General features: G+C 48.7%; 10 protein-coding genes. 7 read left to right on the top strand and 3 right to left on the bottom strand.

The genetic code is table 11. The features are described from left to right. Positions 1–38 precede the first annotated feature (38 nt). The 3 genes from KNO69_RS11725 to KNO69_RS11735 all read right to left on the bottom strand — a co-directional run bounded on the left by KNO69_RS11725 (position 39) and on the right by KNO69_RS11735 (position 2,981). Positions 39–377, bottom strand: a complete 339-nt coding sequence (locus tag KNO69_RS11725) for a hypothetical protein (RefSeq protein WP_214818204.1) — start codon at positions 375–377, stop codon at positions 39–41. A gap of 54 nt (positions 378–431) precedes the next feature. After that, on the bottom strand, positions 432–2,087 hold the full coding sequence (locus tag KNO69_RS11730; protein ID WP_214818344.1) for a glycoside hydrolase family 13 protein: 1,656 nt from the start codon (positions 2,085–2,087) through the stop codon (positions 432–434). 132 nt (positions 2,088–2,219) lie between these two features. Continuing rightward, positions 2,220–2,981, bottom strand: a complete 762-nt coding sequence (locus KNO69_RS11735) for an alpha/beta hydrolase (RefSeq protein WP_214818206.1) — start codon at positions 2,979–2,981, stop codon at positions 2,220–2,222. A gap of 373 nt (positions 2,982–3,354) precedes the next feature. Here KNO69_RS11735 and KNO69_RS11740 point away from each other — a divergent pair, with 373 nt between their 5' ends. From KNO69_RS11740 to guaC, 7 genes are all read left to right on the top strand, one after another. Beyond that, on the top strand, positions 3,355–6,861 hold the full coding sequence (locus tag KNO69_RS11740) for a chitobiase/beta-hexosaminidase C-terminal domain-containing protein (RefSeq protein WP_214818220.1): 3,507 nt from the start codon (positions 3,355–3,357) through the stop codon (positions 6,859–6,861). A gap of 100 nt (positions 6,862–6,961) precedes the next feature. After that, positions 6,962–8,164, top strand: coding sequence for an NAD(P)/FAD-dependent oxidoreductase (locus tag KNO69_RS11745; protein ID WP_214818223.1), 1,203 nt, complete (start codon positions 6,962–6,964; stop codon positions 8,162–8,164). A gap of 48 nt (positions 8,165–8,212) precedes the next feature. Continuing rightward, on the top strand, positions 8,213–8,866 hold the full coding sequence (locus KNO69_RS11750; protein WP_015880314.1) for a hypothetical protein: 654 nt from the start codon (positions 8,213–8,215) through the stop codon (positions 8,864–8,866). A 123-nt stretch (positions 8,867–8,989) separates the two neighbouring features. After that, positions 8,990–10,999 carry a catalase gene (locus tag KNO69_RS11755; RefSeq protein ID WP_214818225.1) on the top strand — a complete coding sequence of 670 codons (2,010 nt, stop codon included), beginning with the start codon at positions 8,990–8,992 and terminating at the stop codon, positions 10,997–10,999. A 162-nt stretch (positions 11,000–11,161) separates the two neighbouring features. Continuing rightward, positions 11,162–12,346, top strand: a complete 1,185-nt coding sequence (locus KNO69_RS11760) for an MFS transporter (protein WP_214818346.1) — start codon at positions 11,162–11,164, stop codon at positions 12,344–12,346. A 112-nt stretch (positions 12,347–12,458) separates the two neighbouring features. Next, a complete protein-coding gene (locus KNO69_RS11765; protein WP_214818228.1) occupies positions 12,459–14,519 on the top strand; it encodes a PAS domain S-box protein in 2,061 nt (686 codons plus the stop codon). A gap of 199 nt (positions 14,520–14,718) precedes the next feature. Next, positions 14,719–15,702 carry a GMP reductase gene (guaC, locus tag KNO69_RS11770; RefSeq protein ID WP_031424215.1) on the top strand — a complete coding sequence of 328 codons (984 nt, stop codon included), beginning with the start codon at positions 14,719–14,721 and terminating at the stop codon, positions 15,700–15,702. Positions 15,703–15,716: the final 14 nt, after the last annotated feature.

Consider the following 15,716-nt stretch of genomic DNA (forward strand, 5'->3'; position numbering starts at 1 on the left):
TTAGTCAATCTCTATCATATGCTCTTTTCCCTCATTTGTCACAGCCTATTCCAGATGCCGATCTGTCGCATCGTTTCTGTCATGTAACTTTGATCGGTCTGAAGCGTCTTCTTAGGAAACGGATCATAAAATCGAACGCTGACCCCTCGATACGAAAAGATCACATCCATGACATGCCGTCCTTCCACATCACGGAGTGCGGCCGTCCCTTTCAACGAATGAAACGCCTTGGCGAACGCCTCTCCAAAATCGAGATACGCTTTCACGTAAATCGTAACGCGTCGCTCATCAATCATCAATTCCAACCGTTCGCGATCGGCACCACCAATGACCATGCGTACGACCTCGTTGTCATTGGAAAATTCAATCGTATGCATCCTCGTCCCACCCCTCATTCAAAAGAGGTACCCTCCTCAGAAGGTACCTCTCTATCATAAACGATATAACCGTGCTGCGAATGGTCGAAGCATAAACGTTTCCGTATCAATCGTTTCCGGGTCAATCTCATTCGTCATGACAAGCGTGGCGCCTGCAATTTCCGGAACGGTCACTTCTGCCGGATTGGCGGTCAAGTTGACGACAACGAAGAAGCGGTTGTTTTCAAATATACGCTCATAGACGAAAGCTTGCTTATGTTCAGGCAAGACGTCACGATAACGACCATACGTAAACGTCTCCTCAGCTCGACGAAGACGGATCATCTCCTTATAGAACGACAGGATCGAATGCTGGTCGTTTCGCTGTGCCTCGACGTTGAGCGTCTCATACTCTTCATGAATCGGCATCCACGGGGTCGTCGTCGAGAAACCAGCATGAGGTGAGGCATCCCACTGGATTGGTGTCCGGACGTTATCACGAGATGTCCCCCATACTTGTTGCATCGAGTCGATTTCACTCATCCCGTTCGCGATCCGTTCGAAGTACTCGTTTTTCGTCGCGACATCATCATAGTCATGAATGGATGGGAGCGGCACATTCTTCATCCCAATCTCTTGTCCTTGATAAATGAATGGTGTCCCGTGCATGAAGAAGTACATCATCCCAAGCGCCGTGGCACTTTCACGCCAATAATGATGCTCATCCCCGACGAGCGAGACCGCTCGCACCATGTCATGATTTTCAATGTATAACGCGTTCCACCCGGTTTCGCGTAATCCTTGTTGCCATTTATCGAAGATCCGTTTCAGCTCGACGACATCGAGCGGCGCAAGACGTGACCGTCGCATGATATCGACATGATCAAAGTGAAAGGCCATGTTCATCGCACCATTCTCAGGTCCCATCCATTGGTCGGCTTCTTCCGGCTCGATTCCGTTCGTCTCCCCAACGGTCATAATGTCGTATTTGGAAAACGTTTCTCGCTTCATCTCTTGTAGATATTCATGAATTCCGTCAATGTTCGAGTACATCGAAAAGGCCGTCACGATCGGCTTTCCGTCCGGAGAAGGTAGCATCGTCTCCATCGGCATCTTTTTAATATGACTGATCGCATCGACACGGAATCCGTCGACCCCTTTATCGAGCCACCAGTTGATCATGTCATAGACAGCCGTTCGAACGTCACGATTCTCCCAATTCAAATCGGGTTGTTTCTTCGAGAAGACGTGCAAGTAATATTGATCGGTCGGTTCGTCATATTCCCAAGCGGACCCACCAAAGATACTCGCCCAGTTGCTCGGTGGCATCCCATCTTTCCCATCTCGCCAAATATACCAATCTCGTTTCGGATTGTCTTTCGAGCTCTTCGATTCAAGGAACCATGGATGTTCGTCCGACGTATGGTTGACGACGAGGTCGAGCAACAGCTTCATCCCTCGTGCGTGCACCGCCTCTAGCAAGGCATCAAAATCCTCCATCGTCCCAAACTCATCCATAATGTCTTGATAGTCACTAATATCATATCCGTTATCATCGTTTGGCGATTTGTACATCGGACAAATCCAAATGACATCAATTCCAAGGTCTTCTAAGTAATCGAGCTTTTCAATGATTCCGCGAAGATCACCGATTCCATCCCCGTTCGAATCGTTGAAACTTCGTGGATAAATTTGATAGGCGATGGCCTCTTTCCACCATACACGACTGATCTCTGTTTGTTTCGTTTGGCTGAACAACGTCTCCATACGGCACCTTGCCTCCTACAATAAGGTATGATTCACATCTACCATAGCACTAGTGCAAGCGTTTGCAAAGAATCAGTCCACAAAAAAATGCAGTTTTTACACTGCATTTTGATGGCGCGCCCCAACCTGTTCACAGAAGGTCGTGATCAGCTTCGACAAATGCTTCCAATCATTGTCCATCGTCGCGACGTGATACGAGTTAGGAAGCACCGCGTATTCTTTTTTTCCTTGTAACTGATCGAACAACCAGATGGAGTCGGAAGGCGGTACTACGTTGTCGACAGCAGAATGGATGACATATGTCGGCACATCAACCGCTCCGACGTGCGGTCGCACCTCGTCAATCAGCGAAAGCAATTCCCGAATCGCTCTTGTAGGCACACGGTCATAGACAATCTCATATACGTCTTTTGCCAAGATGTCGGGCGCGTCTTCGTCGATAAATCGACACTCGGTGTCCGACGCATGACACGCATATCCTGGGACCGATAACGCGGCATTGATTGTCACAATCGCATCCGCCTTTCCTTCAAGGGCAGTCTTGAGTGCCAACGTCCCACCCATTGACTGACCGACGACGATGACCGTCTGACACGACTCGCGTAATCGCTCGATTCCTTTCGTCACACTTTTATACCAACATCGATGCGTGGAACATCGAAAGTCTTCCGGATGTGTCCCATGCCCTTTCAAGCGCGGGGCATACACCGTAAACCCTTGCTTCATCAACTCAATTCCGACGTCCTGTACACTTTGAGGTGTCCCGTTAAAGCCGTGACAAAGCAAAATACCGATTTCGTTTCCTTCATAATAAAACGCGCCTGCTCCAGGAATGACTGGGTAATTGACTGCTTTCATTAGCGCCTCCTTTAATTCCAACTTAACCGATACAATTAATTCGTATTAGAAGAGTGTAAGAGTTCTTAAGCTACTCGTCAAGTTCTTCCGACTACATTTACCTTGTAATCAAAATGTAATCATAACTTCGTGTTTAGTGGATTGAGTTCTGACGTCTGCTTGGTTATGTTTAACATGTAGTAAAAAAACTTGGGAAATGAACGTGTTGTTTTTGACAATACACGAATAATTTTTCAAGGGATTCGTCACAAGAAAAGTAATGTAAGCGCTATCATGTCGTTTTTTTGAAAAAGGAGGATATAAATTCACTTATTTATAACGACGCAAGTTGGGGAAATCGGATTAGACCATTACATCTAAGGGAGACTTACACATGGGGAAACCAACACAATCATTTAAGGCAGTCACTGGCCTCGCCTTATCAGCAGGACTCATCGTCAGCAGTATGACGCCGATTGCGGCAAACGTAAACGCCGAGACGTTGAACGCATCAGACCTCTTCATTTCAGAGTACGTAGAAGGATCGAGCAACAATAAAGCAATCGAGTTATTCAACGGAACGAACGCGACAATCGACCTTTCCGCTTACAAAATTGAACTGTATTCAAACGGAGGTACGACTGCCGGAAATACATTGAATTTGACGGGCACACTCGCACCAGGAGCTACATATGTCATTGTGAACGGCAGTGCGTCGGACACATTGAAAGCAAAATCGGATACGGTGAGTGCCGTGACGAACTTCAACGGGGATGACACGATCGTCTTGAAAAAAGGAGACACGGTTCTTGATGTCTTCGGTCAACTCGGCTTCGACCCAGGGACAAAATGGGGAACGACCGTTGCGACTGCTGACCAATCGCTCATCCGTAAAGACACGGTCACAAAGGGAGACAGTGATGGCAGTGATGCCTTCGACCCGGCTGTCGAATGGTCATCGACACCACAAGACACGTTCGACAATCTCGGGTTACATACGTTCCAAGGCGTCGAATACGGAGATGGCGGCACAACGGAGCCTCCTGCACCAATCACACCAATTTCAATTGCTGATGCACGAACAAAGGCAGAAAATGAGACGGTCACCGTAAAAGGAGTCGTCACGGCTAAATTAGCGAACACCATCTCCATTCAAGACGCAACAGGTGGTCTGTCTATCCGTCCGACATCTCTTGCCGTCAACGTCGGGGACGAGGTCGTTGTCACAGGGGTCGTCGGTTCGTACCGTGAGCTTCTTCAATTGAACAGCGCTGTCGTTGTTTCAAAACAAGCAGCAACACTTCCTACTGCCCAAGTCTTGACAGGGGAACAAATCAACGAGGACGTCGAATCCGAACTCGTTACCGTCAAAAATGTCACACTCACAGGTAGCGGTCAGAACTTGACGGCGACGGACGGAACGAAGGAGTTCGTCGTTCGCGACGAGCGAGGCATCCTTGATTTACAGACGGATGTGAACTATTCATCGATCACAGGAATCGTTCAACAGTTTGACGATACGTACCAAATCATCCCTCGTGACCCGGCGGACACGGTTATCGATACGTCCGTTCTTCGGCCGGCTGTCGCGAAACCAGGTGCCGGTACATTCGTTGGTCCACAAGACGTGACGCTCTCGACAACGACAGCAGACGCTGAGATTTTCTATACACTCGACGGCTCTGATCCAAAAGAGAATGGGCTTCGTTACGAAAACCCAATCCGCATTGAAAACTCGACGACATTGAAGACGGTCGTGAAAACGGGAGACACATTCAGCGCCGTCTCAACATTCTCTTATAAGATCACAGACAAGATTCGCATTCACGACATCCAAGGTGCGAACCATACGACTCCGATGAACGGACAGACGGTTGAAGGTGTCGAAGGAATCGTCACGTCTACGTTCGTCTCAAGTGGGACGACCTATTACTTCATCCAAACGCCTGATTCGGAAGCCGATGACGATGCACGGACATCTGAAGGGATTGTCCTTTACGGTGGACGTTCGATTGCCGGCATTCAAGTCGGTGACCTCGTCAAAGTGAACGGAAAAGTGAGCGAGTATGCGATCGAAGGATACAGCGACCGTCAACAGACAGATATGAAGATGACACAAATCGATACACGTAATGGAAAAGTTGAAGTCGTCGCGAATGGTGTCACCCTTCCGACTCCAATTACGATTGATGCCTCAAACCTTCCGACCGAGTTTATCGACAGCGACAACCTCGCCGTCTTCAATCCGGAGAAGGATGCCATCGACTTCTGGGAGAGCCTTGAAGGAATGCGTGTTCAAACGAACAAGTTGAAGTCGGTCGGACCACAAGAATACGGTGATTTGGTGACTGTTCTCGAGGATACGCCAACGGAGACGTACAATGGCGGCGTCTTATTGAAAAAGAACGATGCAAACCCGGAACGCATTCAGTTCCGTCTCGAACCGAACGCGGAAGCGCGTGAATTCGATGTCGCGACGGGCGACCGCTTCAATGGACCGATTGTCGGTGTTGTCGGCTATTCGTTCGGTAACTATAAGATTCAAGCCTCACTTGAAGACATGAAAGCTGCCTTCGTCAAAGGAGATGCGCAGCGTGAGAAGACATTCATCGAGGCAGAAGAAGATCAATTAACGATTGCATCGTATAACTTAGAGAACTTCTCGAACAACATCAAAGAAACATCAGATGAAAAGGCACTCAAACTGGCGAAAGCGTTCGTCAACGAATTGAACAGCCCTGACATCATCGGTGTGACGGAAGTACAAGACAACGATGGACAGGATAAAGGAGCAGGTTCTGCCGCTGACCAGAGCTATCAGCGCTTAATCGATAACATTGTCGCTGTCGGTGGGAAGACGTATAAATACGTCAACATCGACCCAGAGAACAACCAAGACGGAGGCGCCCCAGATGCCAACATCCGTGTCGGCTTCTTGTACGATCCTGAGCGCGTGTCATTGACGGAGGGAATTCCTGCTGGTGACGCGACGACGGCCGTCGGATACGCCGATGGGAAATTGACGCACAACCCGGGACGTATCGATCCGACGAACGAAGCGTTCGATCGTTCGCGTAAACCGTTAGCTGCTCAATTCGACTTCCAAGGCGAGAACGTCATCGTGATCGCGAACCATTGGAACTCGAAAGGTGGCGACACTGGTTTCTTTGGTTCACAACAACCGGTCGTACTCGGAAGTGAAGTGCAACGTAAGAAAATCGCACAAGTCGTCCACAACTTCGTGGCGGACGTGAAGACGAAGAATCCAGAAGCGAACGTCGTCGCACTCGGAGACTTCAATGATTTCGAATTCTCGGATGCGCTCCAAATCTTCAAAGGCGACTTGATGACGAACATGGTCGAGAAAGTTCCTGCTGTCGACCGCTACTCGTATGTGTATCAAGGGAACTCACAAGTACTCGATCATATCCTCGTCTCGAACCGCTTGGCCGCTTCTACGAAAATTGACATGATTCACGTCAACTCGGACTTCACTGAGATGTCAGGGCGTGCGAGTGACCATGATCCAGTACTTGCACAAATCGACTTCACACCGGAACCAGAAGTGGAATTGACGCGTTACACTGTAGAAAACCATAAAGCTGCTCGCCTCGTCCTTCAAGAGGATTACATCGGCGTGACAATCGGAAAAGGCACGAACTTCAAAAACGGCATCTTCGTTCGTGGCGTATACACGGAATTGACAGGAGAACCGTTGAAAAATGTCGTCGTTCAAGTGAAACCGAAAGAAGCCGGTGCCATCATCGACTTCAAAGGCGCGACGGTAAAAGAAGTAATCGTTGACGGGAAAAACCTTGCTGAGATTCGCGGGGCAAAAAACGTCCAACGCATCACATATACGAAAGGCGCTTCTCCTTCATCCATCATCATCAAGAAATAACATGTTGAACCGCAGACACATCGTCTGCGGTTTTTTGGTTTCACCTCTATTGAAGCGGGGATAAAGAGGAAGATACTGAATATCATGGAGGATGAGACCGATGGAATTGTATAACGGAGATTTATATTGGCCAACGACCGAATCAGAGGACGTCGTGTTAGAAAGACCTGACAAAAAAGAGCATTACGACGTACTCGTCATCGGAGCCGGTATGTCCGGAACGTTGACGGCTTATACGTTACAACGAGATGGCGTCGATTTTGCGGTGCTCGATGGGCGAAAAGTCGGTACCGGAAGCACATCAGCAAATACCGGTTTAATTCAATATTCAAATGACATCATGTTACATGAACTTGCAGAAAAAATTGGAGAAGCTGCTGCGGTACGCTTCTATCAATTATGTCTCGACGCGGTCGAATCGCTCGACCAGGTGGCGAAAGATGTCGATGCATCCGATATATATATTCGACGGGACAGCCTTTGTTTTGCGAGTGAAGAGGACGATGTTGCCAAATTGCAACGTGAGTATGAGATGCTAGCCAAACACGGTTTTGATGTGGAGTGGTTGGATCGTGAGGCACTACGTGAACGCTTCCCATTTGAAAAACCGGCGGCCCTCATCACAAAAGGCGATGCCGAGGTCAATCCGCTCACGCTCAGTCGTCAAATCATTCGCCATTTATCGAAACAACACGTCCCGATTTTTGAAAAGACGTCGGTGGATGAGGTCGTGTCTGATGGTGATGGATGGATTGTGTTCACCTCGAACGGGACATTTAAAGCGAATAAAGTCATCTTTGCGACAGGTTATGGGCCAGCTCCCCTACTCGACTCCCATCGGATCGATTTGAATCGGTCATACGCCATCGCAACGAATCCAATCGCCGAATTCAGCGAATGGGAAGGACGCGCGCTCATTTGGGAGACGAAACGACCATATCTCTATTTGCGCACGACTCCGGACGGGCGAATTATCGCGGGTGGGCTTGACGAAGACCAGGCCGAAACGCCGCACGATGAGGCGCTCATGAACAATCGGGCGGAACGAGTGAAAGAAAAAATCGCCGAGCTCTTCCCGATGTATGACCTAGAAGTCGATTATGCTTGGGTCGCCTTGTTTGGAGAGTCGGTGGACCAACTCCCGTTCATCGGGGAGCACCCGAATCGACCGAACTTGTTTTACTTGCTCGGATATGGGGGAAATGGGACCGTGTATAGCATGCTTGGCTCTCGTATTTTGAGTGCTCTCGTTCGTGGTCAGTCGCATCCCGATGCGGACCTCGTTCGTTTAGATCGAACGTAATCCCCGACATTTTGGGGATTGTTACATCATTGAAGGAGTGTTTTTGGATTGAAGAAAAAAAGAAAATCAAACAGGGTGTACCGACTACGTCGTCTTGCCGTATTCCTTGTCCCTCTCGGTTGCGCCTTCTGGTTTTGGCCACAGGAATCCGTCCCCACGACGCAGTTAAAGGCTGAACAAGCATCCATTTCCGAGGAAATATATACGATTGAAGAACGTACACCAATCGAACAAGACGGTGTCATTCGATATGAATACGACATCGTCGTACACGGGAACCCGAGTACGGATGAGCTTCAATCCGTCAGCCATGACGTCATCGATGACGTAAAACAGTCAGATCAGTTCCAGGCCGCCTTGTTACGATTTTATGATGATGCTGCCTATATCGGGACGGAACCGCCACTCGGTGAAGCCGTATTCGCTCCGGAAGGCGACTATGGACTCGCAGACTGGGTGGAACCCGGTCAAACAGACGACATGATGTTCGGTTGGCAACTTCGAGAAAAAGAATGGACGACCAAATTGACCGATACAGAGATTCAAATTTGGAGGTCATGGCAAGATCAATATACGAAGCAGAATCCTGACGATCCCGATGCGAAAGCGAAAGTGACGCGCATCATTGCCACTGAATACGAACTCGACCCTAAAGTGGTACAACAAATCGTATTGAAACAGCATGTATGGGCCGCATTATAAATGTTTGTGTGAAATCTCTCTTTTTTGAAAAAGAGGGATTTTTTTATTGGCGTTAGGGAACACCGATACAGTAGGTCAAATGGTGACTTACGACGGTCAGTCATACTTAAGGGAGGCAATCACATGGGGAACAAGAAAGAAGAGCAGTTAAAACAACATACGATTGATAACGAACAACAAGCTGGCTTGACGACAAATCAAGGTCTGAAGATGGCGGAAGACGAATTCTCGCTGAAAGCAGGACGTCGTGGTCCGACATTGATCGAGGATTTCCATTTCCGCGAGAAGATGACCCATTTCGACCATGAGCGGATTCCGGAGCGGATCGTCCATGCGCGCGGCGTAGGAGCACATGGAGAGTTCCAGGTGTATGAACCGCTCGCCGAGTTCACAAAAGCGAACTTTTTGAATGACCCTTCGAAGACGACACCCGTATTCGTCCGTTTCTCGACTGTCCAAGGCTCACGCGGGTCCGCGGATACGGTCCGTGACGTCCGTGGTTTTGCGACGAAGTTCTATACAGACGAAGGGAACTACGATTTAGTCGGAAACAACATCCCAGTCTTCTTTATCCAAGATGCCATCAAGTTCCCGGACCTCGTCCACGCTGTGAAGCCTGAGCCACATACGGAAGTGCCGCAAGGGGGAAGCGCGCACGATACGTTCTGGGATTTTGTCGGACAAAACCATGAAACGGCTCACATGGTCATGTGGGCGATGAGTGACCGGGGGATTCCACGTAGTCTACGCATGATGGAAGGGTTCGGGGTGCATACATTCCGTCTTGTAAATGCGGAAGGAAAAGCTCATTTCGTCAAGTTTCATTGGAAACCAAAGCTCGGGGTTCATTCACAAGTATGGGACGAAGCCCAAAAAGCAGTCGGGAAAAATGCTGACTTCCACCGTGTCGACCTTTATGAAGCAATCAATAAAGGCGACTATCCTGAATGGGAGCTCGGCCTGCAGCTGATCCCGGAAGAAGACGAGTTCAACTATGACTTCGACATCTTAGACCCGACCAAACTGTGGCCGGAAGAAGAGATTCCAGTGAAACTCGTCGGAAAGATGACACTTAATCGAAACGTCGACAACTTCTTCGCGGAAACCGAACAAGTCGCCTTCCACCCGGGTCATCTCGTCCCAGGAATCGACTTCTCGAACGATCCGCTCTTGCAAGGTCGTCTGTTCTCGTATACGGACACCCAACTGTCGCGTCTCGGTGGACCAAACTTCCACCAGATCCCAATCAACAAGCCCGTTTGTCCGTTCCACAACAACCAGCGGGACGGGATGCATCAAATGGCCGTTCACAAAGGTCAGACGAGCTACCATAAAAATGCGCTCAACAATAATCAGCCGGAACCTGTACCAGCCGATCAAGGTGGATTTGAGCACTATCAAGAGAAAATCGATGGTCATAAGATTCGGGGACGTAGTGACAGCTTCCTTGATTTCTATTCACAGGCGAAGCTCTTCTACAACAGCATGACCGATGTCGAAAAACAACACATCCAAGATGCCTGCAGTTTTGAGCTCGGAAAATGTGAGTCGGACATGGTGAAAGAGAACGCCGTCGATTTATTGAACCGCATCGATCGTCATCTCGCTGAAGTCGTCGCCGACAACTTAGGAGTACATGTGCCCGAAGAGAATAATGAGGTCCAGTCAGATAAGACGTCCCCTGCTCTCTCGATGGCGAACACAATCAAAAAGCCCGATACGAAGAGCGTCGCCCTTCTCCTTGCCGGTGACGTGGATGCGAATCAGGTGAAACAGTGGGTGCAGACGCTCGCCGATCACAACGTCAACTACAGCCTTGTCGGCAAGAAGGCGTATATGCTTGATGACCTGAAGGTGAAGGAGACGTACGATACGGTCGACTCGAGCCTTTTCGATGCCGCCTTCTTAGTGAGTGCCGCGACGACTGTCGAGGATGATGTGCTCGAATTTATCGAGAACACGTACAAGCACTATAAGCCGCTCGCCCTACACGTACACCATAAAGAGGCACTCGCCACATGTCGCGTGAAGCAAGACCAGCCTGGTGTCTTCACGTTTGACAAGCATAACCTCGATGGATTCAATGCGTTCATCGATGGGATTGCGACTGCCCGATTCTGGGACCGTGCCTAACGATGTCACTTGACTCGACTCGATTCCCGAGTCGAGTTTTTTCATGTCTGTCATTCACTGCATGCAGTGCATCATCTCGGACAATCCTAATTTGATTTGGTATACTCTTTTAGTTATGTTTATTAACTATTCGAATTTGAAGAAAAGGAGGCGTCACGTATGATGCAACAACCTATTCAAAAACTTTGGACGAGAGACTTTTTAATCATCTCGCTCATCAACTTCTTCCTGACGCTCATCTTTTTCTTATTGATGGTCACCATCGGGGTGCATGCCGTCGAGTCGTACGGGGCGACCACGAGTCAAGCAGGACTCGTCACTGGCATCTTCATCATCGGGACGCTGACCGGGCGCTTGTTCATCGGTCGACTGATTGATTCGATCGGTCGGAAGAAGACGCTTTATATCGGGCTCGTCTTTTTCACCGCCACGATTTTATTGTACTTCGTCCATTGGGGTGTCGGTTTCTTATTACTGACACGGTTCGTACACGGACTCGGGATGGGATTATCGAGTACGGCAACTGGAACCATCGTCGCGCAAGTCATTCCCGCGACTCGAAAAGGTGAAGGGATCGGTTACTACAGCATGAGTTCTACTCTGGCGACAGCCATCGGGCCCTTCGTCGGATTACTTCTCAGCCAACATACGAGCTTCACCGTCATCTTCGCTCTTTGCTTTGTGATCGGGGTCATCAATTTGGCGAGCACGTTCTTTGTGAATGTGCCTGAGGTCGACGCACCTGAAGTCGTACGTGGATTCTCTTTAAAATCGTTCGTCGAACCAAAAGCGCTACCGATCGCCTTGATTATCGGGATGGCCGCACTAAGCTACTCGAGTGTCTTGTCCTATATCAACTTCTACGCGAGTGAACTCGACTTGATCGAGGCGGCGAGCATCTTCTTCCTCGTCTATTCGGTCGCAGTCCTATTATCACGACCGATCACAGGAAAGTTGATGGACGCGCGCGGAGCGAACGTCGTCATGTATCCGGCAATCGCCATCTTCGCGATCGGTCTACTCGTGCTCAGTCAAGCGAATAGCGGTTGGATGCTTCTACTTGCCGGTGCGTTAATCGGATTAGGCTTCGGGAATATCCAATCCGGCACCCAAGCAATCGCTGTCAAGGCTTCTCCACCTCACCGAATGGGGATGGCGACATCGACCTTCTTCATCGCACTTGATGCCGGTCTAGGGTTCGGCCCCTATTTCATCGGGTTGTTGATTCCGTTGACAGGCTTCTCGACCCTTTATTTGATTCTTTCAGGCGTCGTTCTCTTTACCATTTTCTTGTATTACGTCATGAACGGACGAAACGAACAAAAACAACTGAACGAAGCGGCTTGACGGGATGTACGTACATCCCGTCTTTTTTTGAAAGTTCACACATTTGGTCGAATGATGCGGTAAGATAAAAATGACGTGTAAAAAATAGAATGAACGAAATGAGGGAGACGAGATGAAAGCTGACCAAACACTTCAATCCAACGCATCGATTTTACTACGGACGTTCGATAAAATTTCAGACTATGTGTTCTTTATGGAAGTCGATGGTTCAGCATATCGCTACGTCTTCGTAAATGAGCCTGGGAAACGGGCCATCAATTGGTCAGATGCGGATGTCGGGAAGACCATCGATGAGTTGGTCCCGATCGAGACCGCTAAACTTATTACGCAGTATTACGATGAAGCGATTCGTACAAAAAAGAGTGTCGTCTATGAAGACTACCGTCTTGCTGACTCCTTTTATACGGATACGGTCGAGGCGGATGATGTATTGACGCTCCCCCTTCATTATTTCGAGTCAGAAGTGACGCCGATTTTCAATGATGAGGGGAACTGTACCCATATCGTCTCCGTCGTTCGTGAAGTGACGGAACGGAAGCGTCGCGAACTCGAATTGTCGATCTTAAAAGATCATCACGAGTCGCTACGACGGTATTCTCCACATGGCATCTTTGTACTCGACCATCATTTGAACATCAAATCCGTCAACCCGGCCGTCACGGTCATCACGGGTCATACGGAACAGGATATGCTTCACCAGCCGTTCCTGCACTGGCTTCCCGAGAGTGAGCGGTCTCGGGTCAGGAAAGGGTTACAATTCTCGCTGTCTGGGATTCCACACAAGTATTCCATTTATGCTGAACATCAATCCGGGGAACGACTCGACTTAACCGTCCTCAACATTCCAATCGAGGTCGGCGGTAACATTACCGGCCTGTTTGCGATCATCATCGATTTGACGCCAGAGAAAAATGCCGAGCGTGCCACGGTCGAAAGCGAACGTCGTTACCGTCAATTGATTGAAACCATTCCGGAAGGCATCATTGTGCATCAGGAAGGACAGATTATATATGCGAACGTGATGGCACTCGCCACAATCGGAGAAACCTATCTAGAGAATGAATCGATTTTTTCATTCATCGCAGAAGAGTATCATCAGTCCACCCGTCAACGACTTGCCTCTCTCGAACTCGGAGGCCCCGTTCAAGATACGGAAATGGTCATCATGACACCGAGTGGAGACAAGCTCCAGATGGATATCAGTAGCCTTCTCATCGATTATGAGGGTGAAACGGCCGTCTTAACGATTTTGCGTGATGTCACGGAGAAACGTGAAATGGAACAAGCGTTAAGACAGAGTGAGTTACAATATCGATTGATCACAGAAAACATGAGTGACCTCGTCTGTATACTAGAACGGGATGGTACTGTTCGTTATGCTTCCCCTTCTCACCGTACCGTGCTCGGTTTTGCGGCCGGATATTACGAAGGGAAGAATACGCTCGACTATATCCATCCGGACGACATCCAGATCGTCCGGGAGCAGTTGAAAGAAATGAAGGAAGAAGACATCTCCTTGACCCTTGAGTTCCGTCATTTCCATGCTGACCAGCGCTGGATTTGGCTCGAAACGAAAATTCAGGCCATCTATGATGAATCCGGACTTCTCCTACACTATTTGACGGTTAGCCGAGAAATCATGCAGCGTAAAGCACTAGAGAAGCAACTGAAGCATTTGGCGTATCACGACACGCTGACCGACTTACCGAACCGTCGTTTCTTCCTCGCTTACCTCGAGGAAGCGATCGATCGAACCGAATTCGAGCAAGGTGAATTGGCCGTCCTCGCTCTTGATGTTGACCGATTCAAACAAATCAACGATACGTTCGGTCATGATGTGGGCGATGAACTCTTGCGACAACTCGCTCGTCGATTGACATCCGTGCTTCGCAAACAAGATATGATTGCCAGACTTGGCGGTGATGAGTTTGCCGTTCTCATTCGCTTCAACGATTCCTGTGCCCTACATCGGGTTGCAGAGAAAATCATTCAAGCACTACAGCGCCCATGGGAAATCGACCAACATACGTTCATTACGACTTCAAGTGTCGGGGGTGCTCGATTTGTAAAAGGGTTGTCGACCAAACAGTTACTAAAACGTGCCGATCTCGCTCTCTATGAAGCCAAAGCAGGTGGACGAAATCAATATGCACTCGCAAAGGACCACCAATAAGTGGTCCTTTTTTCACGTGAAACACCGAAAATAAATCCTAAATCCGAACATTAAACATCAATTGATTTAATTTTATTCATTTTTAAGATAAATTAATTGAATTATCCTTTGACTTTAAACTCTATTCACGTTATATTACCGAATGGGCGAAGTTTTTTATTGTTCAATACGTTAATGTTCGTGAATAGGGGTGCGATATATGGATAAAGTATTTGATTACGAAGATATTCAATTAATTCCTGCAAAATGTATTGTCGACAGTCGTTCGGAATGTGATCCGACCGTCGAGCTTGGTGGCTTCACGTTCCGATTACCAGTCGTTCCGGCTAACATGCAGACGATTATCGATGAAAAGGTCGCATTGATGCTGGCTAAGAACGGATATTTTTACATCATGCATCGCTTCAATCCAGAGACGCGCCTGGCGTTTATCCAAGACATGCATGAGCGTGGTTTGTATGCATCCATCAGTGTCGGCGTGAAGGAAGAAGAGTATGGGTTTATCGAAATGCTCAAATCGACCGGTCATACGCCAGAATTTATTACAATCGATATCGCTCACGGTCATTCGAATGCGGTTATCCGAATGATTCAGCATATCAAACACCATCTTCCTGGATCCTTCGTCATCGCGGGGAACGTCGGGACACCAGAGGCCGTTCGCGAATTAGAGCATGCCGGAGCGGATGCGACGAAGGTTGGAATCGGTCCTGGTAAAGTGTGTATCACGAAAATCAAAACAGGTTTTGGTACCGGGGGCTGGCAATTGGCTGCACTTCGCTGGTGTGCCAAAGCAGCGACGAAACCGATTATCGCGGATGGGGGCATCCGTACTCACGGTGACATCGCCAAATCGATTCGCTTCGGCGCTTCGATGGTCATGATTGGTTCATTGTTCGCCGGACACGATGAATCACCGGGGGAAACGTTCGAGCAAGACGGGAAACAATTGAAAGAGTATTTCGGTTCTGCTTCTGAGTTCCAAAAGGGTGAGCGAAAGAACGTCGAGGGGAAAAAGATGTTTGTCGAACACAAAGGGGCACTACAAGATACATTGACCGAGATGGAGCAAGACCTCCAATCGGCGATTTCTTACGCGGGTGGTGACAGTCTCGAGGCATTGCGGACCGTAGACTACGTCATGGTGAAAAATTCAATCTTCAATGGGGATAAAGTGTATTAAAAAGGCGACCTCGT

It is taken from the genome of Exiguobacterium sp. s131 (genome assembly GCF_018617345.1).
Classification (GTDB): Bacteria; Bacillota; Bacilli; order Exiguobacteriales; family Exiguobacteriaceae; genus Exiguobacterium; species Exiguobacterium profundum.

Bases quoted from the DNA above. Each gene is read 5' to 3' on its own strand.
- KNO69_RS11725 (WP_214818204.1), bottom strand. From the start codon at position 377: ATGCATACGATTGAATTTTCCAATGACAACGAGGTCGTACGCATGGTC.
- KNO69_RS11735 (WP_214818206.1), bottom strand. From the start codon at position 2,981: ATGAAAGCAGTCAATTACCCAGTCATTCCTGGAGCAGGCGCGTTTTAT.
- KNO69_RS11740 (WP_214818220.1), top strand. From the start codon at position 3,355: ATGGGGAAACCAACACAATCATTTAAGGCAGTCACTGGCCTCGCCTTA.
- KNO69_RS11745 (WP_214818223.1), top strand. From the start codon at position 6,962: ATGGAATTGTATAACGGAGATTTATATTGGCCAACGACCGAATCAGAG.
- KNO69_RS11755 (WP_214818225.1), top strand. From the start codon at position 8,990: ATGGGGAACAAGAAAGAAGAGCAGTTAAAACAACATACGATTGATAAC.
- KNO69_RS11760 (WP_214818346.1), top strand. From the start codon at position 11,162: ATGCAACAACCTATTCAAAAACTTTGGACGAGAGACTTTTTAATCATC.
- KNO69_RS11765 (WP_214818228.1), top strand. From the start codon at position 12,459: ATGAAAGCTGACCAAACACTTCAATCCAACGCATCGATTTTACTACGG.
- guaC (WP_031424215.1), top strand. From the start codon at position 14,719: ATGGATAAAGTATTTGATTACGAAGATATTCAATTAATTCCTGCAAAA.